The 23,033-nt window shown below is 45.0% G+C and carries 16 protein-coding genes; 9 read left to right on the top strand and 7 right to left on the bottom strand.

The annotated features are described in order from the left end of the window. Positions 1–22: 22 nt before the first annotated feature. From AAIR98_RS06380 to pbpC, 3 genes are all read right to left on the bottom strand, one after another. The gene (locus AAIR98_RS06380) at positions 23–1,852 is read right to left on the bottom strand and encodes a hypothetical protein (RefSeq protein ID WP_423971362.1); all 1,830 of its coding nucleotides are present in this window, start codon (positions 1,850–1,852) and stop codon (positions 23–25) included. 181 nt (positions 1,853–2,033) lie between these two features. After that, on the bottom strand, positions 2,034–3,836 hold the full coding sequence (locus tag AAIR98_RS06375) for a hypothetical protein (RefSeq protein ID WP_423971361.1): 1,803 nt from the start codon (positions 3,834–3,836) through the stop codon (positions 2,034–2,036). Between the two features lie 102 nt (positions 3,837–3,938). Continuing rightward, positions 3,939–6,074: a penicillin-binding protein 1C gene (pbpC, locus tag AAIR98_RS06370; RefSeq protein ID WP_423971360.1), complete on the bottom strand. Its 2,136-nt coding sequence runs from the start codon at positions 6,072–6,074 to the stop codon at positions 3,939–3,941. 59 nt (positions 6,075–6,133) lie between these two features. Between pbpC and gmk the strand changes: the two genes are divergently transcribed. From gmk to AAIR98_RS06335, 7 genes are all read left to right on the top strand, one after another. Beyond that, positions 6,134–6,736: a guanylate kinase gene (gene gmk / locus AAIR98_RS06365; protein WP_423971359.1), complete on the top strand. Its 603-nt coding sequence runs from the start codon at positions 6,134–6,136 to the stop codon at positions 6,734–6,736. A gap of 11 nt (positions 6,737–6,747) precedes the next feature. Beyond that, the gene (locus tag AAIR98_RS06360) at positions 6,748–7,038 is read left to right on the top strand and encodes a hypothetical protein (protein WP_423971358.1); all 291 of its coding nucleotides are present in this window, start codon (positions 6,748–6,750) and stop codon (positions 7,036–7,038) included. A gap of 4 nt (positions 7,039–7,042) precedes the next feature. Then, the gene (locus tag AAIR98_RS06355; protein WP_423971357.1) at positions 7,043–7,939 is read left to right on the top strand and encodes a uracil-DNA glycosylase; all 897 of its coding nucleotides are present in this window, start codon (positions 7,043–7,045) and stop codon (positions 7,937–7,939) included. Between the two features lie 339 nt (positions 7,940–8,278). Beyond that, entirely contained in the window at positions 8,279–10,174 is a 1,896-nt protein-coding gene (gene priA, locus AAIR98_RS06350) for a replication restart helicase PriA (protein ID WP_423971356.1), read from the top strand. A gap of 58 nt (positions 10,175–10,232) precedes the next feature. After that, positions 10,233–11,390, top strand: coding sequence for a tyrosine--tRNA ligase (gene tyrS / locus AAIR98_RS06345; protein WP_423971355.1), 1,158 nt, complete (start codon positions 10,233–10,235; stop codon positions 11,388–11,390). After that, complete coding sequence (gene mltG / locus AAIR98_RS06340) at positions 11,391–12,371, top strand: endolytic transglycosylase MltG (RefSeq protein ID WP_423971354.1); 981 nt, start codon at positions 11,391–11,393, stop codon at positions 12,369–12,371. Positions 12,372–12,646: 275 nt separating this feature from the next. After that, the gene (locus AAIR98_RS06335) at positions 12,647–14,107 is read left to right on the top strand and encodes a phospholipase D-like domain-containing protein (RefSeq protein ID WP_423971353.1); all 1,461 of its coding nucleotides are present in this window, start codon (positions 12,647–12,649) and stop codon (positions 14,105–14,107) included. Between the two features lie 70 nt (positions 14,108–14,177). On the opposite strand, the gene AAIR98_RS06330 is transcribed toward AAIR98_RS06335, so the two are convergent. From AAIR98_RS06330 to crcB, 3 genes are all read right to left on the bottom strand, one after another. Beyond that, positions 14,178–19,190 carry an MFS transporter gene (locus AAIR98_RS06330; protein ID WP_423971352.1) on the bottom strand — a complete coding sequence of 1,671 codons (5,013 nt, stop codon included), beginning with the start codon at positions 19,188–19,190 and terminating at the stop codon, positions 14,178–14,180. A gap of 248 nt (positions 19,191–19,438) precedes the next feature. After that, positions 19,439–19,837: an OsmC family protein gene (locus AAIR98_RS06325; RefSeq protein ID WP_423971351.1), complete on the bottom strand. Its 399-nt coding sequence runs from the start codon at positions 19,835–19,837 to the stop codon at positions 19,439–19,441. Positions 19,838–19,850: 13 nt separating this feature from the next. Next, positions 19,851–20,216: a fluoride efflux transporter CrcB gene (gene crcB, locus AAIR98_RS06320; RefSeq protein WP_423972039.1), complete on the bottom strand. Its 366-nt coding sequence runs from the start codon at positions 20,214–20,216 to the stop codon at positions 19,851–19,853. A gap of 73 nt (positions 20,217–20,289) precedes the next feature. Here crcB and AAIR98_RS06315 point away from each other — a divergent pair, with 73 nt between their 5' ends. Together AAIR98_RS06315 and AAIR98_RS06310 are read left to right on the top strand one after the other, a co-directional pair. Beyond that, on the top strand, positions 20,290–20,715 hold the full coding sequence (locus AAIR98_RS06315) for a hypothetical protein (RefSeq protein WP_423971350.1): 426 nt from the start codon (positions 20,290–20,292) through the stop codon (positions 20,713–20,715). Next, positions 20,696–21,886: a PBSX family phage terminase large subunit gene (locus AAIR98_RS06310; protein ID WP_423971349.1), complete on the top strand. Its 1,191-nt coding sequence runs from the start codon at positions 20,696–20,698 to the stop codon at positions 21,884–21,886. Before AAIR98_RS06315 ends, AAIR98_RS06310 begins: the two co-directional genes overlap by 20 nt. 156 nt (positions 21,887–22,042) lie before the next feature. On the opposite strand, the gene mgrA is transcribed toward AAIR98_RS06310, so the two are convergent. Then, positions 22,043–23,032 carry an L-glyceraldehyde 3-phosphate reductase gene (gene mgrA, locus AAIR98_RS06305; protein WP_423971348.1) on the bottom strand — a complete coding sequence of 330 codons (990 nt, stop codon included), beginning with the start codon at positions 23,030–23,032 and terminating at the stop codon, positions 22,043–22,045. Between the last annotated feature and the right edge of the window lies 1 nt (position 23,033).

Genomic DNA, 23,033 nt, shown 5'->3' with positions numbered 1-23,033 from the left:
TATATATGTTTATTTTATCAACTTAATTACCGCAGCACTGTTGCTCAAAGTATCTGTAAGTTAAGCCGTCACTGCCGCCGCCGCCACCCTGGTTGCCCTGGGTAACATTATACTTACACGTAAGCATTGTGCCCGGTACGCTGGTACCGCTTACACACTGTTCCTGCGTGCCTTGGCTAAGATGGTCAGTAAGGAATAAGCTGCATGTGTCTTTGTTTTGTGTTTTACAGGCAGATATTGCATCTTGATCACAGTAGTCCGCCTCATGTCCTGCCAGAAGGCTTTCTTGATGGTGGCCGGGGTCTACTGGTGAACCTGTATCAGGTTGCGTTAATTTACCGCCCACACACTGAAGTGACGAAGGCGCCTTGGTAGCCGATAGTAATGTATACGTAGTCTCTGTATTGCCGGATGAAGAACCGTGACCAAAAGGCCCGCGTATAACACCGTTAGAGTCTATTGGGAAAATACATTTTTTCATAGTGTCTATACCCAAACATTTATCTGAACCTAATGGATATCTGCAATAGTCATTATTTGTGTCATAACCCAGTGCGTATAATACTATATCCATATCAATAATTGCGCCTATAGCAAAATGTAGGCTATTATCAGGATCACTTGATACCAACAGGTTGTGCAAATAAGTGTTTACAACTATATTATTACCGGAATATTGGAACATAGCGGTATCAAAAATAAGTCTGTTTGATTGTGTGCAAAGTTCCGGCCCGGGGGGCGGTGTATATTCGTCACAGCAGCTTACCATTCTAAATTTTACCGAGTCAGGTAAACGTATAGTGTTAGGACAGTGTATGTTGTAAAGCCTGGCGCAATTGTTTTGCGTATAGGTGCTGCCGCCGCCAGTAGCGCACTCCAGCAATTGTTCGCACGGCAATACTGATTGGTAATCAGGCTTTAGATCTAAGCCTACTCCGGGAGGAAACTGCGTATATCCGCCGCCCGCTTTTCCTGATTTTAATTTTGGAGAGATAATCGTTCCCGCAAAACCTACAAACCGTATCCAGTTTGTTGTGCCCTCATCAAGCGTAAAGCTGGCGGTACCGCCCGGTACGCTTATTACGTCTATACATCTTTTGGGCTCAAGATTGGGACAGGTGTAGTCCGCTGCTTCATTATCGTCACAAAGGTTCGCTTCAATTAAAGCTTCACAGTATTTAAATGTTTCGTCTACATATTCCACATCATCAGACATAAAAATATCCGATGGTATCGTATAACCTAAAAACTGGCACGCCGCTAATACTTCTATCTCGTATTGGCTCACTTCCTCTGTGGCGGACTGCTCAACAACATAGTTGTATTGCGCACAAGTGTTTTCCACGTCTATAGCCAAAAACGTGCCTTTTTTCTTTTTACCGTCAAGCCCTTTAAAAACAATTTCTTTCCAAACTAATCTTTCTGCAGCCGGCGCCGCCGCTTTAGCGTATGGAAATACCTTGCCGCCAAAGTCTATGGTGTCAACTATATGCGCCTGCGCGGCTTCAATATTATTTGCTTCTAAATCAGCGTTAAGCCTTATTTTAGACGCTTTTAATTTACCGCCGGATGTGCTTGCCGCCGGGCCAACTCTAAGAGTTCTGGCCTTAAGCTGCGTCACATTATCAGCAGTTAAAGAACCGCCAACTTCCAATGTGGTAACATTAAGGTTTTGTGTGGCCAGCGCGCCGCCGCCGCTCTCTGTGCCTATGTTAGTTTCCCCCACAGTTACTGTCGAATACGACGCGTACGGCGTGGGGTAATAGGTTGTCATCTTCATCGGCTCTGCCGCTTGCAATGCCGGCGCCAAAAGCATGAGCGCCCCTACAAAAACAGCTATATATTTTTTCATAAGAACTCCTTTACTATAGTTCTATATTTTTTATTAGTGCAGTATAATATGTGCGCATATAAAACCTTTGCAATTATTATAATAATTATTTGGTATTTATACAGTGATAATTTTTGTGTAAAAAAAACATCCCCCGGTTTTAGCGGGGGATGTTCTTTTTGATTACTAAAAATAAACTGCTTTATGGCGCAGGCTGGCAAGCGCGGTCGCCTGATATCCACGTCATCGTACCTGGTTTACAGCATTGTAGCGTGGGCTCAAAATCATGTCCGGAGTTCCACAGCCACTCTAGCTGCCCCTGGCCGCTAGCGCAGGAACAGCCTTCCATATAGGCATATTCGCCAACGCAGGGGTTGGTTTGGCAGGTCAATTTGTACTGCATCTTTTTTACAATTTCTTGAGACCATTCATTACCAAGAATATTGTAATACTCAGTGGTTCTGCCGTTTACTGAAGTATATCTGCCGCCTACCTGGCACTCTGTGGTATTAACGCCCACGTCTAAACAGTTGCATGACCTGAAATCGCCGTTTATACATCTGCATTCATAGGAAAGCAGATTATCCGCGCAGTAATCATTGCATTTTTTTGTAAGGCCGCAATCCTGGCAAAGTTTTATATTTGCGCTGCCGCCCGTTTCGGTAAAGTAACATATGCCGGTATCCTCGGCGCCGGGGCGTACGGTAAAGCATTTTTCCAGTCCGTTATCTATACACGGTTCACACTTTTTATTTGCTACGTTAAAGCGATGGTCGCTGGGACATAATGTATATTTTAACGGGTCAGGACATTTATCCTCAGTTAGTGCGGCGCCTTCCGGTGTATATTCGTCGCAGCAGCTTACCATTCTTAATTTTATTGTGTCAGGTAACTGTAAGGTTGTCGGGCACATCATGTTGTGCATTCTGGCGCAAAGCTGCCTTAAATATTCGGTGGAACGTGACGAGCAGTCCTGCCAGTATTCACACGGCAATACTGCCTGTATACCGCCGCCGCCAGGGCCTATTTCAAGTTCTACACCCGGAGGGAACTGCGTATAGCCGCCCGCTCTAAGTTGAGGTGTGGTAGACCCTGTGCCAGAGCTGGTGGACGCAGCCGCTGATCTTTTGCCCGGCGTATAGGGCAATGCTATACCCTGGAAGCCGTTAAACGGTATCCAGTTCCATTCCCCGGTCTCCGCAGTTAAATCAACCGTCCCGCCGGGTACAGACATTACGTCTATACATCTTTTCGGTTCAAGAGTTTCGCAGGTGTATAAAGCTTCCTCGTTATCATCGCAAAGGTTTGCTTCTATCAAAGCTTCGCAGTACCTGAAGGTTTCGTCTATAACATCAACGTCGTCCGTTACAAAAATATCAGACGGTACGGGATAACCTAAAAACTGGCACGCCGCCACTACTTCTATTTCGTATTGGCTTATTTCTTCAGTTGCGTTGTAGGGCACCGCGTAAGTATGCTGGGCGCAAGTATTTTCTACATCTATAGCCAAAAACGTGCCTTTTTTCTTTTTACCATCAAGCCCTTTAAAAACAATTTCTTTCCAAACCAATCTTTCTGCGGCCGGCGCCGCCGCTTTAGCATATGGAAATATTTTTCCGCCAAAGTCTATAGTGTCAACTATATGCGCCTGCGCGGCTTCAACCGTTGTGGTTTCTAAATCAGCGTTAAGTTTTATTTTAGACGCCTTAAGTTTGCCGCCTGATGTTCCCGCCGCGGGCCCCACTCTAAGATTTCTTGTTTTAAGCTGCGTAACATTATCAGCGCTGAGAGTCCCGGCCACGTCCAGCGTGGTAATGTTAAGGTTTTGGGTGGTTAGCGCCCCGCCGCCGGTTTCTGTACCTACATTAGTTTCCCCCACAGTTACTGTCGAATATGACGCGTACGGCGTGGGGTAATAGGTTGTCATCTTCATCGGCTCTGCCGCCTGTAATGCTGTCGTCAAAAGCATGAGAGATGTTACAAATAACACTATAGTTTTTTTCATTATTAGCCTTTTACTCAGTTAATTAGGATAGGTCAGACAAGTACTATTATAATACTTCTTCATTATTATAATAATTATTTAGACAAATTAAAGCGGTAACTTTTATTTTAAAATTTTAAATGAAATTCTTTCTTTTTGTTTTGACGGAGCGGCGCACTCAAGTTGGTGCTGCCCGGGTGTAAGCTGCCACCAAAAATTTGTAAGCGGTTTGCCGTTAAGTTCGCAAACAATATTTTCTGAAGTAAATTTGAACAGCAGTTTTTGTGAGTCTAACGGCACGGAGGAGTCTATTTTAAAAACGTCGCCCTCTTGCGGAAATTTTATTAAATAATTTTTTTCTTCTCCGCCGTGGTCATGGCTGCCGTCGCAATTTTCTTGCGGCGTAAATTTAGAGTTAAAAACTTCGTCTTTTATATTTTTGCATTTGGGGCCCGGCAGTAAACCTGACTGCTGGCATACTGAAAGTTTTACTATGCCCTCAGGCATTGTAAAATTAGTTGTAGGATAATGCTTGTGCATATACATCGCCACGTCTCTAAGTAAAGGCGCGCTGCCGCTGATGCCAGAAACCTTACGCATAGGCTCGCCGTTAAAGTTGCCCACCCACACAACTATTGTCCACTGCGGCGTATAGCCGGCGGCCCAGTTGTCGCGGTAATCTTTTGATGTGCCTGTTTTTGAGGCGAAATCAAATGGCAAATGCAGCGGCGAGTTTAGGCCGAACGCTTCCGCCCTGGCGTTATTGTCAGCCAAAATGTCTGTAATTAAATAGGCTGTTTGGCGGGTGAAGACGCGTCTTGGCCGCGCCGCAGGCGCGGGCGGGGCCAGCGTATACACAACTTCTCTATACACCCCCCCGTTAGCTAAAGCCGCGTAAGCGGCGGCAAGTTCAACGGGTTTAACTTCCCCGTTGCCAAGCGATATGCCCAGGCCGTAAACATCAGGCTCTTTACTAAGGCTGTCAAAACCTATTTGCCGCAAAACATTTAAAATTTTTGTTGTGCCAAGATACTCCGCCACGCGCACAACGGGTACATTATAAGAGTTAGCCAGTGCGCTTCGCAGGCGTACATTGCCGTGGAAAGTTTCATCGTAATTTCTGGGGCGGAAGCCGCCGGTAAAAAATGTATCTTCATCTTTTATCACAGTGGCGGGCGTATACCCCTCCTCCATAGCCATGGCGTAAATAAAAGGTTTTAGGGCGGACCCCGGCTGGCGCAAAGCGTTTATACCGTTTACCTGGCCGGCAGACGCCTCGTCAAAATAATTTTGTGAACCCAAGTACCCAAGCACCTGCATCGTTTTATTATCCAATACAATTACGGCGGCATTGTTAACATTGTTTGACGACATTTTTTTAATATAAGCGGGTACAATTTTTTGCAAATGATTTTGCAGGGCGGCGTCTATGGTAGTGGTTACGCGCGTTTGGGGTGAGGGTAAATTATTTATTATAAACTGCGCGTAGTGCGGCGCGTCAAACGGGCGTGCGGCGGCTGTTATGGCTATGGTTTCTTCTTTAGCTATGCGGTGCATTTCTTCTGTTATCAGGCCGTTCTCAAGCATTTTATCAAGTACATTGTCACGGCGCTGTAGTGCGAGTTTAAAATTTTTAAGCGGGTTATAAGAGGCGGGCGCCTTTACCATGCCCGCCAAAAATGCAGCCTGTGATAAAGATAAATTTGCCGCGTTGGTATTAAAATAGAAACGGGCGGCGGCCTCGGCCCCTTGTATCATGTTTGAAAATTCTACCGTGTTAAGGTAAGACTCCAGTATTTGGTATTTATCCAGCTTGCGCTCCATACGCAGGGCGATAAGAGCTTCTTTTATTTTAGCGGGTAAACTTTTGGGGCGGGGTTCTATGGCTTTTACAAGCTGCTGTGTTATGGTGCTGGCGCCGGACACCACTTCCCCCGCCGTTATATTTTGCCACATAGCCCTGGTAACAGCCTTTATATCCACGCCGGGGTGTGTAAAAAACCTTTTATCTTCCGCCGCTGTCAGCGCCAGTATAAGCCAGGGTGAAATATCTTCAAGCGGCACAGGCGTGCTGTAGGTTTGGTTGGCCGAAATAAAACTGCGCATAGGCACGCCGTTGCGGTCGTACAACGATATGCCCGCCTGTACAGAGTAATCCTCAGCGGCGGGAGATTCTGTAAATAACATCCCCGCCCCCATGCATAAAGCCGCAAAAATTATTATGATTAATACTAAGCGCAGTTTGTTTTGGCGTTTCATAAGAGAATTTTATCAATTTTTACGGTTGCGCTGCAGTGATTTATTTAATAAAATAAACTATGAACGCTTTTCCGCTTATAGTATCTTCGCCGTCAGGCGGAGGTAAGACAACTATAGTCACCGCTCTTCTTAAGGAAATTGACGGTGTAAAAAGAGTAATCACAGCCACCACCCGCGCCCCCAGACATGGCGAGCGTAACGGGGCGGATTACCATTTTTGGACGGTAAAACAGTTTGAATCCGCCATAAAAAATAAAAAAATGGCGGAGTGGGCCAAAGTACATACAGACTACTACGGCGTGCCAAAAACCAGTTTGGACGCGTTAATAAAAAAGGGTATCATCCCCGTATTAGTAATAGACGTGCAGGGCGCCAAAACAATAAAGAAACATTATAAAAACGCGGTAAGTATTTTTATAATGCCGCCCACCTGGAGCGAGCTTAAAAAAAGGCTGCTGGCCAGAAGTCAGGACGGGACAAATAATATAACCCTGCGCTTAAAAACAGCTAAAAAAGAAGCGGCGGAAATAAAAAATTACGACTATGTTTTAATTAACGACAACTTGGAAGAAGCGGTGCAAAATTTAGGCAAAATTATATTTGCGGAGCAAAGCAAAACGGCGCGTAAACTGCCGCTGCTTAAAAAACGCAAACTTATTTAACGGAGAAAAAAATGGCAACAGATAAAGAATTTGAAACCAAACTTATGGACTATAGCGGCGACCGCTATGACATGGTTGTGCTTGCTACAATGTGGGCAAAAGAGTTAAGAAAAAAAGAAGAATACAAGTCCCAGCCCGCCGCGGTTGTTATTAAAGTAGCGTTAGACGATATCCTTTCCAACAAAGTTCTTAAAGAGCAAGTGGTAGAGGCCGTACGCGCCAGCTTTGAGGCGGACATGAAAGCCGCCGAAGAAGCCAGAAAAGAAGCTGAAAGAAAAGCTAAAGAACCCCTCAAATTATAATTAGATGAAGAACGAAGCGAAAAAGTTGGTAAAAGAGTTTAAAGCTTTTTTACTTAACAATGAGGAAGACGACTTTACATTAACAGCGGGGGCTTTGCAAAAAGCCCCCGCCGTTTTGCCGCGCCAGGCCGCTGCTAAAGCGGCGGCAGAGCCGCCGCAAACACCCGCGCACGCAGTTGCCGCGCCGGTGGCGGAACCAATTAAAACTGCCCCCAAGCCACAGCAAATTTCTACAGGAGTCACGCCTATGTCTTCCGCCCAAAATACAAATAAAGACGCCGCCCTTAAAGAGCTGGCAGACCAAATTTTAGTATGTAAAAAATGCCCACTTGGCGCAACGCGCTTAAACGCCGTACCCGGCGAGGGTAACGCAAACGCACGCCTTATGTTTGTGGGTGAGGGCCCCGGGTTTGACGAAGACCACAAAGGCCGCCCTTTTATAGGCCGTGCCGGCACGCTGCTTACCAAAATGATTGAGGCCATGGGCCTTAGCCGTGAAGAGGTTTTTATAGCCAATATGGTTAAATGTCACCCTATGACTGACCCTTCTAACCCCGAACGCCATGGCAATGACAGAGCGCCCAGCAAAGAAGAAATTGCTTATTGCAGAAATTATATTGAAGCGCAGATAGGCGTAATAAGGCCTGAATATATTGTAGCGCTTGGCGGAGTGGCGGCAAAAGCGTTAATACGCGACGCTGACTCACTTGGCGCGTTAAGGCGCAAAATACATACGCTTGATTTAGACAGTGTGGACCTTGGCGGCAAAACCAAAATTATCGCCACATATCACCCTGCCGCCCTTCTTAGAAACCCTAACTGGAAGAAGGACGCCTGGGACGACCTTAAAATGCTTATGAAAGACATGGGCATCACTCCCCCCGCTAATAAAGGGGCGTAATAATTAAAAACAAAAGTGTGTAATAATTAAAAAAATCGTAGGGGCGGAGCTTGTCTCCGCCCGCAATGAAGTAAACGATGTTTTTAAAGCCGTTTTCTCCCTTTTGTAAAGGGAGTACGGCAAAGCCGGGAGGGATTTAATAAAGCGAGGTACGAGCTTTGCCGCGTTGTAGCAAAGCGAAGACGGGCGCTATTAAACCAGTGTCGTTATAAAATAAAGTCATGTTGGGTAGGCTCTTCAACATGCCAACGTGAATATCTACAATTTTAAACATATTTTAACAACGGGCGGAGACAAGCTCCGCCCCAACAGCTTTTTTATAATAGATAAGGATTTACTATGTACTGCAAAGTTGTTTTTGATATAGCTCTTGACAGAGAGTTTGACTATATTGTGCCTGATGCTCTTGCCGACGCAGCCCGGCCCGGCGTGCGCGTGAAAGCGCCGTTTGGCCCGCGCGTGGCGGTTGGTATAATAACGTCTGTGGCCGAGTCTGTAGAAACAACTTTTAAGCTTAAAGAAATTAAAGAAGTTTTAGACATCACCCCCCCCTTCAGTTCTGACCTGCTGGACCTTGCCCTTTATATGAAAGCGACCTGGGGCGGCGGGCTGGGCCCGATATTATTTTCTCTGGTTCCGTTTTTTGTGCGTGAAGCGCACAAGGCGCAGTTTGCCCCGCACCAAATAACCACCCCAAATTTGACGGCGCAGCAAGAAGCGGCGGTTAGTGATATTAACGCCTCTTCATCACCGTGTTTATTGTATGGCCCGGGCAGTTCAGGTAAAAAAGATATTTTAGTTTCTCTGGCGGCGGAGGCGGCGCAAAACGGCCCCGCTTTAATATTGCTGCCCGACATTTTATCTTGCGAAGTTTTTGCCGAGTATATTAAAAAGTTTATTCCTAACAATGTTCACGTTTGGCACAGTAAAATTTTGTTAAGCGCAAAAAAAACTGTATTCGCCTCTCTTTTGCAGGGCGACAACTGTGTGGTTATAGGCACACGTTCAGCCGCGCTGCTGCCCTTTGTTAAACCCACTTTTTTTGCCGTAATTAATGAAGAGTCCGAGGATTATAAACAGGAAGAAAACCGCCCATTCTACCACGTGCGTGATATACTGTTACACAGAGTAAAGGCTAACGGCGGCAAGCTGGTATTTTCCAGCCAAACCCCATCGCTTGAAATATTAAAAATGGCGGCTGAGGGCGGTGTAAAACAAATTACTTTAAGCCAAAATTTAAATATTGAAAACCCTTTTCCTATGGTCAGCGTTACAGGTAAAAAAGCGGGCAAACAGTCCGTATTCCCAGACGTAACTTTTGACCAGTTAACGCTTGCTGTCAAATCTAATGAAACTACACTTTTAGTGCTTAATTCACGCGGCGGCGCGCCTGTATATTCTTGCCTAAATTGCGGGCTTATAGCGCGTTGCCCTGACTGTAACGGCATTTTAGTTTTTAAAAACGAGACGGACACTCACTTAACCTGCCTTAAATGCGGCAAGACGGCCCAGCTTGAGCAAAAATGCCCCAAGTGCGAGAATGTTATTTTCCGCATGAAAACAAGCGGCACGCAAAAAACTTATACGGAAGTAAAAAAACTTTTTCCCGCCGCCAATATTATACGTATGGACACAACTCTTGCCGCCCCGCAAATTGCCGAGGGTAAAGCTAATATAATTATAGCCACTACGGCGGGCCTTAAAATGCTGGCCGAAAGCAAGGCCAGTGTTAATCTTGTAGTGTTTTTAGACGCTGATATGGAGCTAAACTCGCCGGATTTCCGCGCGTCGGAACATTTGGCCGAGACGCTTTTTACCGCAAAATCCATGCTGCACTATACCGCCGGTGCGCGTATGGTTGTAACCACAGATAAGGCCGAAAGCGGCCTGATAAACGCCGTCGTGCACGGCGATTATAACGCGTTTGCCGCAGAGGAGGCCGAGTTTAGGGAGGCCTTTAACTTCCCCCCGTACGCCACGCTTATAAGAATAAATATTTCAGCCAAAGATAAAGCGCTTTTACTAAAACGCGCCGAGGATATTAAACAAGCTTTCGCCCCGCTTGGCGACGTGCTGGGCCCCATAACATTCGGCAAAAAGACGGACGCTCTTAAAAAGGAATATTTGCTTTTAAAAAATATCCCTTTTGCCGCTGTTACGCAAACAATGGCTGCCTTACCGGCGGACAAAAATATAAAAATAAAAGTTGTTGTTGACCCGTATTCGTTTTTTTAAAATGATATAATTAACGTGAAAGCGGGTTTTTGTCCCGCGTTAAAATTGGAGTTAGTTTATGCAAGACACAGTAGATTTTTTGACACGCGGGTGCGTGGACGTTGTATCTAAAGAAGATTTAAAAAAGAAATTAGAATCAGGCAAACAGCTGCGTATTAAACTGGGCGCGGACCCAACCAGCTCTGACCTGCACTTTGGGCACAGCGTGGTGCTTAGCAAACTGCGCCATTTTCAAGATAAAGGCCACATAGCCGTGCTTGTTATAGGTGATTTTACCGCCGGCGTGGGCGACCCAAGCGGGCGCAACTCAGCCCGCCCTATGCTTACGCGCGAAGACATTTTACAAAACGCCAAAACTTATACAGACCAAGTTTTTAAAATTTTAGATAAAGAAAAAACAGAAGTACGCTTTAACAGCGAATGGCTGGACAGCTTTGTGCAAGGCAGAGATTTTCTTAACACACTTTCCAAAATAACTATAGCGCAGGGGCTTGAGCGTGAGGACTTTAAAAAACGTATTGCCAACAGAGAACCCGTAAGCATACTTGAAATTTTGTACAGCATTTTTCAGGGGCAGGACTCCGTCGCTTTAAAGGCCGACGTGGAACTTGGCGGTACAGACCAAATTTTTAACCTGCTTATGGGCCGCCATATGCAAAGACTTAACAGCCAGCCTGAGCAGGTTGCCATGACGCTGCCGCTGCTTGTCGGTTTAGACGGCGTTAAAAAAATGTCTAAGAGTTATAACAACTACATTGGTCTTAACGACGCGCCAAATGACATGTTTGGTAAAGTTATGTCACTCTCTGACGAGATGATGTACACGTATTACGAACTTTTAACATCAGAAGATATGGCCGAAGTTAAAGCAAAGCACCCCATGACGGCCAAAAAAGAACTGGCCATGATAATGGTGGCGCGCTTTAACGGCGAAGCCGCGGCCAAAGCCGCGCTGGAACATTTTGACAATGTTTTTTCTAAAAAAGAATTACCCACCGATATGAAAGAAGTAAAAGTGGAAAAGGGCACCATGCTTTCCGCTTTGCTGGTATCGGCCGGTATTGCCAAAAGCAAAAATGAAGCCAGACGTTTAATTGACCAGGGCGCCATACGCATTAACGAAGCCAAAATTGAAGCCGACGGTGAAATAGGTTTTGAAGGCGACAGCGTTGTGCTGCAGGCAGGCCGCAGGCATTTTATTAAACTTATAAAATAAATGAAAAAATACAGAAAACTTATTTTAATACTTCTTTCAGTACTGCTGTTTGTTATTGTAGTATGCGGCGTGCGCTCATACTACTTTAACAAAGGCGAAAGCGTTGTGTTTGAAATAAGAGACGGGCAAACAGGCAGCAGTGTAGCGGCGGACCTTAAAAAAGCGGGCATTATAAAAAGCGAGATACTTTTTAAAATAGTACTGCGTTTATTTGCCGACCCGCGCGGCCTTAAAGCCGGCACATATGACCTGTACAAAAATACCTGCCCGGAAGAGGTTATAAGCTGTATTTCCAGCGGTAAATGCCAGCATCTTGAAAAAGTTACAATTATAGAAGGCTGGAGAATTGAGGAAATCGCCATGGCGTTGGAAGACAACGGCATATGTGATAATCTTGAGTTTACGGCGCTTGCCAAAAAGCAAAATTTAGAGGGCTACCTTTATCCGTCCACCTACAGGTTTTCAAAAAACACTCCCGCGCAAAAAGTGATAGATGTTATGACTGGCGAGTTTAACAGGCGCGTGCGCCCTATACTGCAGGAGCAGTACATGCGCGGCCTTAGCGAACGCGCTATAATTACCGTGGCCTCCATTGTAGAGCGTGAGGCTGTGGTGCATGAGGAACGCCCAAAAATAGCCGCCGTTTATCTTAACAGAATTAAAATAGGCAAAAAGCTTGAGGCCGACCCTACCGTACAATATGTTTTGGGTTACACGCCTAATGAGAACAGATTTTGGAAGAAGGGCCTTACCCTGCGCGATTTACGCATAGATTCCCCCTACAACACTTACCGCTACGGCGGCATACCCCCGGGGCCTATTTGCAGCCCCAGTTACGAGTCCGTCTACGCCGTGCTCCACCCAGAACCTAACTTTGACGCTTTATTTTTTGTAGCGGAAAGGGAAGACGGTAAGCATGTGTTCAGCAAGACCTACAACGAGCACGTAGCCAACATAAGACGCATACGCAAGGTGAGGTAACGGCTTGCTTGAGACCCTCACGCGCGTACCTTGCTGAGGGAACGGCATTTTTATTAATACGCACGGTTGCTTGCCGTGCCAGTCTTAACCCCTCTTTATTAATAAAAATCAAAACCCTGTAGTCAGACAGAGCTTACGCTTATATTTTGTTGTTCTTTCTCCCTTTACAAAGGGAGAAAGTAAAACATTATTTAAAAACTTAATATCAATACGATGCTGTGTTCTAATAAATTACTTATCCTTTTATTTCTCTAAAAAACTTTTATAATTAATGTATGGATATAACTACAGCCATTGCGGGCACGCACAGCGGAGTTTATTATTTTTTCGCGGTACTGTTTTATTTAGTACTGGCGGTAAGCCTTACTTGTCATATTTTACTGCATAAAGAGGATGTTAAGGCCGCTATAGGCTGGATAGCGCTTGTATGGCTTACGCCTGTACTGGGCGGCATAATTTACGTTATATTGGGTATTAACCGTGTAAGGCGCCGCGCCAGAAAGTTGCGCCACCATAACTATAAAAAAGATTTTGAATTCTTAAAAAAGAAAGTTCCCCCTGAAATAGCGGCTAAACTTAAAGACGAGGACTTAACATTTTTTAAACTGGGTATGAATATACACCCTGAAGTAATGAGGCCAGGCCATATTGTAACCCCGCTTGTTAATGGCGACCAGGCCTACCCCGAAATGCTGCGCCTTATTAACGGCGCAAAGCGCGAGGTGCTGCTTACCAGTTATATTTTTGACGGTGACTCAATAGGCGAAAAGTTTTGCGCCGCCCTTACCGCCGCCGCGCAGCGCGGAGTGCGCGTGCGTGTTATGCTGGACGCCGTGGGCATAGGAAAATGGCGCAGAAAAGTTGTGCAAATGCTTAGCACGGCTAATAAAAATTTGCAGTACGCGTTTTTCCTGCCTACCAAAAGCCCCGTTAAACTGCCGTTTATAAACCTGCGCAACCACCGCAAAATACTTGTGGTAGACGGCGAGGCCGCGGTATTTGGCGGTATGAATATAAGCGCGCCCAACATTCTTGCCGAAAACCACCCTGACGCCGTGCAAGATATTACTTTTAAAATAGAAGGCCCTGTAATCACCAAGATAGGCAGCCTGTTTTTGCAGGACTGGTTTTTTACCACCCACCGCCGCTTTAAACCGCTTAGCTATCAGGGTAAAACCATAACGGGCGGCGCGTACTGCCGTTTAATACCAGACGGGCCGGATGAAGATTTTGGCAAGATAGAACTTTTGTTTTTGGCCGCTTTAAACTCCGCCGCCAAAACAATTAATATTGTTACCCCTTACTTTTTACCAAACGAGACCGTGCTTGTGGCGGTGGAAATGGCCGCTATGCGCGGCGTGGAGGTTAACCTTATTTTGCCTAAAAAGAGCGACCAGAAAATTTTTGAGTGGGCGCCCGCCGCCAACTATGAGCGTTTGCTGGCCAAAGGCGTAAATATTTACCACAGTCAGGAGCCGTTTGACCACAGTAAAGTATTTGTTATTGACGGGGTGTGGAGTATTATAGGTTCGGCCAATTGGGACGAACGCAGCTTTAAGCTTAATTTTGAAGCGTGTATTGAATGTTTGTCTAAAGATTTTGGCGCGCAAATGGATAAATACGCGCACGCTAAAATTAAAGAATCCGCCCCGCAAACGCTTGCCCACTACAAAGCCCTGCCCACATTAAAAAAGCTTAGAAACAAGCTTTTTAGGCTGCTTACGCCTTATTTTTAGTATGTGTATATAAAAAAATCCCGCCGGGCGTTATATCCGGCGGGATTTTTTATTTTGATATTTACTCAGATTATTTTCTAGCCGCGTCCTCAGGCATATTTTTATTATACGGAGCCGTTGTTACGTCCAGTTTCGGCATGTCCACATAGTCGGCGGGTTTAAGGTGCTGCTCTAAGAACCCAAAGTCCTGCGCTTTGTAAAACTGCGGTTCATATGTTTCCTCAAGCATGGCTTTTGTTTTTTGCGGCAGCGTTAAACCTATGCCCAGCGCGGCGGCTGTTCTATACTGAGCGCCCTGGTTAAACTGCTGCAGCGATTTACCTGCTTTAACATCTGTAAGCATGCGTGTTGTTTTAGAGGCGTTAAGCATATTTTTACCTACAAACATACTGCCTATGCCAAGCGCGGCCGCGGGCGCCCAAAGGTTTTGTTGGAAGACTTTGTTTTTTTCAATTTTGCTGTCACTCTCAGAGGTTTGCTCTTTTACTATATTCGCCGGTATCAGCGGTATAAACGCCATACCTACGTGTATACCGGGGTACATAACGTTATAGCCCTCTATGAAAGACTTGTCTATTGTAGCGGCTGATTTCAGGTTTTTAGACAACTCTCCGCCTTTGGCAAATTCTGAAGAGAAGCGGCCCGCTTTGTTAAGTTCAGTAACCATGGCGAGTTTATTTTTAAGGTTAAGCTGGCCAAGTTTCTGTATACCCTGCGTGGTGCTGGCAAAGCCCGCCGCCGTAAGCGCCATGCCGCCGGCAAATGTCGCGGGGCTGTCTTGTGTCATTAATAAAGCTGTGCCCGTACCTGCGGTAGCTAAAGAGCCCGCCAGTAACCTGCTGTAAGCCGCGGGGTTTGCTTCACCGCCAAGAGCGCTGATAATTTTTTTAGAATTCCATCTTACTATAAGCGGCGCGGTTATAAGAGCGGAGGTAGCTATAATAGGCCTGACGTCTGAACCTACATCCATAACTTCATCCACGTATATGTTTGCCGTGCTGTTGCTGTACTTGTTAACTAAAGCGGATTCCGCCCCCACCACAAGAGTACCGCCTATCATGGGCGCCACTACTTCTTTATGGCCCACTGTTTTGACTGACTTCCAAGCGTCCGCGCTCATATTTTTAAGAGTTTGGGTTTTGGTGGTGCCTTTAATTTCTTCTATTCTGCCAATTGTGTTGGGCAGTTTTGATTTTTGCAGCCAGACTAAAGACGAGCCTGTTACCGCCGCAAGCACAGGGTAAGAAAGAGCGAAGTCTGTAAAGCGCACGGGTTTATTATTTTCATCCAAAAGCGGCGTGCCGTCCTTGTTGGTTCTGTCTTTACCAAACGAATTGAAAATAAGAGGCGGCGCTATCATGGCAAATGAACTGAAGTTTTTAAACACCATTGATTTAAGAAAGTTACCGCCGCCGCCGATAGCGTCCATAAGCGGGTTAATGGATGACCTGGTTAACGCCGCGGAAACGCCCACAAGTGACGCGGAGGCAAGCAAAGGCGTTACGCTGGGGTTATCAGGGTTGCCGGCATAAATATTGCCAAAACCGTTATAGCCGTAAGCTGTGGGTATTGAAAGCGCGCCCAGCGCTATAAGACTGCTGGCCTTTAACATATTGGCCGCGCCATATCTTTTAACCAACGGGGCAAACAACGGTGACGCCGCGGACGCCGCGTAAGGAAAACCGATTGTTATCATGGTGATGGTGGAATCGTCCGTTTTAAATGTATTTTCCAGTGGGCCCACCAAACCTGACGACGCCGCGCTTAAGCTGATAGCCGTTGTGAAAAATAACGGGTTAATTTTATTTTTGCTGCCGGTAAGCGTAAGGTTAAGGTTTAAATCTTTATTTACCTTGTTAGCGGCGCCGGCTATTTCCATAAAGTTATCTAACTGCGCTTTAGGCAGGTAAAGGCCGAAATTATTATTAAACTGCTTGCCGTAAGCGTTAAATATGCTTACGGAGTTGTCTGAGTTTAAAATAAGTTTGCCGCCTTTAAATCTGCCGTCGGCAAGAACTTTAATGTTAGAGGCTTCTTCCACGCCGGAAGCGTTTTTAAAGAAAACGGGCATTTCCTGAGATGTAAGATGTTTTTTGCCTTTAAAGAAAGACGGTACTTCAAACTTAACCATTTGCGCGGCTTTCTGGGCGCCGGAATATTCGGGCACCAATTTTAAAACAAAAGGTTCTTTAAGAGTGGTTTGATTGGCGAATTTTAAGATATCGCTAACGCTTTCTTTATTAAGTTTTATTTTAAAGAAATCCGCGTCTATACCCCTGTTATCACTTTTTATAAATTTAAGAAATGTGCCGCTCTCCCCTCTTTTAGCGTCGGTAAGGTAAACGCTGGCAAGGTCAGCGGTTTTCTTTTTAGAATGACGGAATAATGTTCTGTTTACGCCAGGGATAGAGCCCTCTAAGAAAATTCTTACAGACTCAACCTGCTCAGGGGTGCCGTCTTCCGCTTTTCTAAAGAGGATGAGGCTCTTTTTATCTTTCATGAATCTGGTGTTTACCTGCGCCGCGGTAAAACCCTCTTCCGCCTGTTTTAATGATGCTATAAAGGTTTTTATGTCTTTAGTTATTTTTACATTGGCCAGCATGTCTATGGCGGAGCCTTTTTCAAAAGCTGTAAGATAGTCGGCGCCGTATATAAACTCTTTACCGCCTTTTACTAAAGAACTTTTAAATACTGTTTTGGGCGCAAGTCTGGCTAATGCCTTGGGCCTGCCAAGCTGTGTGTTTTGTATGCTGCTGTTAAGCGCGGGCATAATTTCATTTTTGGCTTTAATAATATCAAGCACTCTGCCGGGGTTGTCTTGTGACAATCTATACGCTTTTTTAGCGTCTACGGCAAGCTTACCCGTTTCAGCGGTAAACCTGGCTGTTTTAAATACATTCTGCATTGTAGAGTTGGGCGCCGGGGGCACAAACTCTATAGGTAATTTGGCGGAGGTAAATTTTTTAATATCCTCCAGAACAGGCGCGGAAATACCGTTTTTTATTCTTGTGGAAGCTTTGGCAAGGGCTGTTCTCTTATTTACCAGATATCTGCCGTAAGTCATATTTTTAAGCAGGTATCCGGAGGTTGTTGATTCTTTCCCTAAACGCGCTATTCTGATGGTATGGTACATGTTGGGGCCCATAAATTTATATATACCCCTAACGCCTTTAGTGCCTAATTTTGTAATGTCCCACGCGCACCATACAAGTATGCCCACGTCAGCTACTGAGGCGAATGTGCGCCATGAATCAAAGTTGCTTACTCTTGATTCTTTAGCTTTTAATTTCGCGCTGTCAATTACCGCGTAGCTGTTATATTTATTTTTAAGTCTTACACCGTATATATTGTCAAGCTGCGTGTCAATATACTCTTCTTGCTTGGCGTCTATGTCGCCAAAGTCTCTGTTTATGATATGCGCGGCCACCGCTTCGGCGGGTGTTACGCCCATCTTTTTTGCGTAATAGAAGAAATTGTTTGTATAGTTCTGCGCTTCAATTTTGCTGTTGGCAAGGTCTTGGTGCGTATAAACAACAGTTTTGCCGCTGGCTATAAGGTTGTGCGTATTTGTTATCACGGGCTGTTTATTATATTTATCCGCGCCGCTTTTCTTGGATACTAAAGCGCCCACTAAAAAGGGCATTAACGCGCTGTTGCAGTTTATGTAAGCATTGGATGTAAAATCTAACTCTCTTTCGAATTTAACGGTACATTTTTCCACGCCTTGTTTTCTTAAAATATCTAAAGCTTTAGGGGAGCCGTCTCTGGCCAAAATAAGCGCAACGTCAAACCAAACGTTGTTTTTAACATTGTTATCCATTACATACTGGTTATATTTGCTTATGTTACCAAGGTACTGGCCGTCTTTATTGGCGGCGGCCGTAACATAGGTTCCTACGCTAAGAAGGTCAATATCTTCCAGTTTTCTGTCTTTGGTTGCCACGCCGTTTATAATGCCGTTAATTTCGCCGTAGGCTTTAAGAGCGGCTAAAGCGCTGATGCCTGTGGATATAATTTTTACAGACTCCGCGTGCTGCAGGTGGGAGTTAATAAAACTATTTATAGGCATAAGGTCATCGGCGTCGCCCACTATGCCCAGGCCCGCTAAAGAGTTAAGGTGCGGCGCGCAGCTGGCGTATTCTGTGCAGGATTTAGAGTTGGCCAGTGTTTTTCTGTAAAGGTTTCTTAAGGTGGCGTTTTCTGTTTTGCTAAATAATCTTTCACCTTTATAGGTGACCATTAAAAGCATGGGGGTGAGCTCAACCAAATACCTTTCCATTTTTTGTTTGTCTTTGGCGTAGAGCGTCATTAATTCCTGGGCAATGTCTTTAAGGTATCTGAATGCTTCGTGGTTGGCTTCTTCTTCCGCCTGGGCTATATGTTTTTTATATTCTTCATATTTTTTATTGGCAAGCTTTTTCTCGTTTGTCTGAATTAATTTAACTTGCTGCTGCACGTCTTTAAACCAGGTTTCAAGTGAAGCGTTTTGCTCGCTTGCCCACGCTTCCACTTCCTGCGCAGTATATATATCGGCGTAGTTTTTGGCTTCTTTTTTTACGTCACGCTGGTATCTTTCGTATTGTTTTTTTGCGTTTTGCAGCATTTGCTGGGCTTGGGTGTCTATGTCTTTTTTAAACTCGGCGGCAAACTCAGCTTTGTTTAAGGTTTTTTCTTCTTTTACTATTTTTGGGGCAGGCGTTGTAAGCAGATGTTTAATAATCTCCGCTTTGCCTGTGATAGGGTCGTTAAGGGTGCCCTTGTAAAGGTTTAATGGCAGTTCTACATGCTGCTGTTTTACGACATTAAGCGTGCAAGGGCTGCAATCTTTAAACCTTTGGTTAGCTTCTGAGTTTAATTCTAGGGATTTTTTACTGTAAAGCTCATTTTCCTTGCTGCCCGTGGGGAACGGGTTGGTGGAAAGAGTGTTTAAATATTGCTGAAGAACGTCCTGTTTTTTGGGGTTTTTAAGTTTAGGTAAAGAGGTTGTCTGCGCAAGCAGATCTATTGAAATATTTGAAATCATGCTTGTGATAAGTAAAATAGAAATTGTTTTTTTGATGCCGTTTAATAAAGTATTCCTCATATTAAATTCCCCGTGTTAGTACATATTTTATTGCCTTACACTTGAATTCTAACACTAAAAAAATTTTTTAACCAGGGCCAAAAGGCCTACGCGGACATAGGACTTTTGTACTATGCCAAAAATGATATAAAAGTGGGTTTTACGTCTAAGAAATGCTTGAAATGGTAAAAAACAAAAAAGTTCATGTTTTTAAGATTTTTAAAAACATGAACTTTTTTAGCTAAATTTTGTAGGACTTTTTTATAGGACTATTTTACATTTACCTCAACTTTAATTTCCGGGTTTAAAGAGTTATGCACCGGACAGCTGTGTAATGTGTTTACATACATAGCCTTTTCTTCCGCGGTAAGGTTAGCGGGCAGTTCAATTTGTAAAATAAACTTGCCAACGCGGCGCGGGCTGTCGGCCATAATTTTATCTACCTCTATTTTAGCGCCTTTAAGGTCGTGCCCTTTACGCTCGGCCAGTTTGCCCATAATTGTTAAAGCGCAAGCGCCAAGAGACGCTGCAAAAATATCTGTAGGTGAAAACGTTCTGCCTTTACCCCCGTTATCAGGCGGCAAATCCGTTACCATAGTGTCTTTGGTATGTTCGTGGGTGGATTTTACTTGGTCGTCCCCCAAATATTCTGTCATTATTTTTGTCATATACCCTCCTGTTTTAAAAAAATAATTTTGCTGTTTTAAGGCCGATAAACACGCCTATTAAACAAAGTGTAACATTTAAAAATATATTTAACAGCCCTTTAACTACCGCCCCGTTTTGCAGCAGACCTACCGTCTCATATGAAAAGGCCGAAAACGTGGTAAACCCGCCTAAAATACCCACTACCAAAAATAGTCTCAGGTGGTTAGAAGTCTGCGCCGCCAGCAGACCTATAAGGAAAGAGCCTATTATATTAACCGCCAACGTACCAAAGTGGAACCCGTGCCTGAGCGTATGCTCGGCAAGGTATACATTAATAACATGTCTGCCGCCCGCGCCTAAAAAACCGCCCAGCCCGACAATAATAAATTCTTTTAATATAGCCATATTTAAATTCTACCAAATTCTTGCGCGGCCGATTAGTTGATATGTAAACTAAAATTTGGTATAATACATGGCAGGAAGCCGTCATAAAACCCAAATTTATGACATTATGACATTAGACAATATTTTTAAACCTAAGGCGGACCATAGTACCGCCGCAAAAAGCAAAAAAGCATTTCTTAAAGAATTACAAAAACCACAAAGCGTGGAAGCCGCGCTGGAAGCCGCGGGGCTTGAATTTATGCGTTTTTACGGTTATTTGGAAAAAGACCGGGAATTTAGCGCCAAATTTGACAGTATAGTTAACCTTAAACTTGAACTGGCTTTCTTAGACGCCGCTTTAAAAACCAAATCCGCCAGTATCCTTTCCTTTGCCCTAAGCAACCGCTTGCCAGAGAAATACAATAAATCAAAGCCCGCCGCACAGCCCGCGTCCTCCCCGCAAGGCGCGCAAATTATATTTACGGAATTAACCGATGACACAACCGCCGCTTAAAGCCATAGTGGCGCGTGTTTTTAAGGCAAACAATAAAGCGGCGGCCCGCACTGTGGTAAACGTAGGCGGCGCGCGCAGCGGTAAAAGTTACGCTTTGGCGCAGCTGCTTATAATGCGCGCGCAAAACCTGCAGGGTATAACGGTAGGCATAACCCGCAAAACCATGCCTGCCTTAAAAATGACGGCCTATCGCTTATTTATAGACCTGCTTAAAAAGTACGGCCTGTATAACGCCAAAAAGCATAATAAAATGGAACATTATTATATGCTTGGCGGCAGCAGGGTGCAGTTTTTTTCACTGGACGACCCTGAGAAAATACGCTCCTCAGAGTTTAACTATATATGGATGGAAGAAGCGACTGAGTTTACCTACGACGACTATATTACGCTGCTTACCCGCCTTTCCGCCCCCGCCGCACAGGGGCATAAAAACCAAATATTTTTAACTCTCAACCCATCTGACGCAGAGTCCTGGATAGCCACAAAACTGCTTGCTGCGGCGGATACGCAGGTTATACACAGTTCTTACAAAGACAATCCTTTTTTAAGTAAAGACTATGTCAACACCTTGCTCAGCTTACGTACTGCGGATGAAAACTACTACCGTATTTTTGCCCTTGGCCAGTGGGGGCAGAGTAAAAGCGTTATTTATGATAATTATACTTTTGTCGATGCTCCGCCGCAGACGGACGACATTATATGGGGCCTGGACTTTGGTTTTAATAACCCCAGCGCGCTTGTTAAGGTTTATATAACCGACGCCGGGTTAACTGCGGAGGAAAAGCTGTATGCGTCAGGCCTTACCAACGGGGATTTAATAAAAGAGCTTGCCCGCCACATTCCCCCCGCAGAGCGCCACCAAACTATCTACGCCGACGCCGCCGAGCCTGACAGGATACAAGAAATAGCGCAGGCCGGCTTTAACGTAAAACCCGCCCATAAGGCGGTAAAACAGGGTATTTTGAGTTTGAAAGCCAAAAAGCTGTTTATAGTAAAAGGCTCGGCCAATCTTACTCAAGAAATACAAACATATTCATGGAAGACCGACCTTAACGGCGTTGTGCTGGAAGAGCCCGTTAAGTTTAACGACCATACTATGGACGCGTTACGCTACGCCGTACACACGCACTTTAGCGGCGCGTCCGCCGCGCCCGAAGTTACGTTTTTTTAATATTTTTTGAGATATCAAAAAAATAAAGTCATCCTGAGTTTTTGCGTCAACGCAAAAACGTGAGGATCTACCTTATAAAAACTACAATAGTTTCAAAGCGGTAGATGCCTACGTAGACGCGTTGGCGCGCCTCCTCAGCATGACTTTATTATTATATTAACCTAATATTTTATCTATAGCGTCCAGTTCTTCTTTGGTAAAGTCCAGGTTGGCCAACGCTTTTACGTTATCTATTATCTGCTCCGCGCGGCTGGCGCCTATAAGGGCGGATGTTACGCAGTCTTCACGTAAAACCCAGGCCAAAGCCATTTGCGCTAAGTTTTGGCCGCGTGCAATGGCTATCTCGTTAAGCTTTTTGGTCTTCTCCACATTTTCCTCGGTAATAGACTCTTCTTTAAGAAAAATGCCGGATGTTTTTACCCTGGAGTCCAGCGGTATACCGTTAAGGTAGCGCCCGGCCAAAAGGCCCTGCGCCAACGGGCTGAATACTATGGAACCCACGCCTGTCTCTTTAAGCGTTTTAAACAGCCCCTCTTCAGGCGTTCTTACAAACATAGAATATTTGGGCTGGTGTATTAACAGCGGCACGCCCATATTTTTTAGTATGGCCACGGCCTGTTTGGTTTCCTCCGGCCCGTAGTTAGATATGCCTACGTACAAAGCTTTGCCCTGTTTAACGGCGGAGGCTAAGGCGCCCATGGTTTCCTCTAAAGGTGTATTAGGGTCAAAACGGTGCGAATAAAAAATATCCACATAATCAAGGCGCATACGTTTAAGGCTGGCGTCTAAGCTGGACAGCAAATATTTGCGGCTGCCCCAGTCGCCATACGGGCCTTCCCACATGGTGTAACCCGCTTTGGTAGATATTATCATTTGGTCACGGTAGCGGTAAAGTTCGTCGTTAATTATAGTGCCAAAGTTTTCTTCGGCGCTTCCTACAACAGGGAACCCATAGTTGTTGGCAAGATCAAAGTGGGTTATGCCAAGGTCAAAGGCTGTTGTAAGCATTTCTACCATATTGTCAAAATCGTCCCCGTCGCCAAAGTTGTGCCACAGGCCCAGCGATATTAACGGCAGCCTTATGCCGCTGTTACCGCAGCGGCGGTACACCATTTTGTCGTATCTTTCTTTGTTTGGCAGGTACATG

Origin of the sequence: Elusimicrobium simillimum, assembly GCF_049639735.1 — a bacterium.
Lineage (GTDB): Bacteria > Elusimicrobiota > Elusimicrobia > Elusimicrobiales > Elusimicrobiaceae > Elusimicrobium > Elusimicrobium simillimum.
This window is presented reverse-complemented; position numbering and strand designations above follow the sequence as displayed.

Coding starts and splice junctions, on each gene's coding strand:
- AAIR98_RS06310 (WP_423971349.1), top strand. CDS start 20,696: ATGACACAACCGCCGCTTAAAGCCATAGTGGCGCGTGTTTTTAAGGCA.
- AAIR98_RS06330 (WP_423971352.1), bottom strand. CDS start 19,190: ATGAGGAATACTTTATTAAACGGCATCAAAAAAACAATTTCTATTTTA.
- AAIR98_RS06325 (WP_423971351.1), bottom strand. CDS start 19,837: ATGACAAAAATAATGACAGAATATTTGGGGGACGACCAAGTAAAATCC.
- AAIR98_RS06380 (WP_423971362.1), bottom strand. CDS start 1,852: ATGAAAAAATATATAGCTGTTTTTGTAGGGGCGCTCATGCTTTTGGCG.
- AAIR98_RS06335 (WP_423971353.1), top strand. CDS start 12,647: ATGGATATAACTACAGCCATTGCGGGCACGCACAGCGGAGTTTATTAT.
- AAIR98_RS06375 (WP_423971361.1), bottom strand. CDS start 3,836: ATGAAAAAAACTATAGTGTTATTTGTAACATCTCTCATGCTTTTGACG.
- priA (WP_423971356.1), top strand. CDS start 8,279: ATGTACTGCAAAGTTGTTTTTGATATAGCTCTTGACAGAGAGTTTGAC.
- pbpC (WP_423971360.1), bottom strand. CDS start 6,074: ATGAAACGCCAAAACAAACTGCGCTTAGTATTAATCATAATAATTTTT.
- tyrS (WP_423971355.1), top strand. CDS start 10,233: ATGCAAGACACAGTAGATTTTTTGACACGCGGGTGCGTGGACGTTGTA.
- mltG (WP_423971354.1), top strand. CDS start 11,391: ATGAAAAAATACAGAAAACTTATTTTAATACTTCTTTCAGTACTGCTG.
- mgrA (WP_423971348.1), bottom strand. CDS start 23,032: ATGTACCTGCCAAACAAAGAAAGATACGACAAAATGGTGTACCGCCGC.
- AAIR98_RS06355 (WP_423971357.1), top strand. CDS start 7,043: ATGAAGAACGAAGCGAAAAAGTTGGTAAAAGAGTTTAAAGCTTTTTTA.
- gmk (WP_423971359.1), top strand. CDS start 6,134: ATGAACGCTTTTCCGCTTATAGTATCTTCGCCGTCAGGCGGAGGTAAG.
- AAIR98_RS06360 (WP_423971358.1), top strand. CDS start 6,748: ATGGCAACAGATAAAGAATTTGAAACCAAACTTATGGACTATAGCGGC.
- AAIR98_RS06315 (WP_423971350.1), top strand. CDS start 20,290: ATGGCAGGAAGCCGTCATAAAACCCAAATTTATGACATTATGACATTA.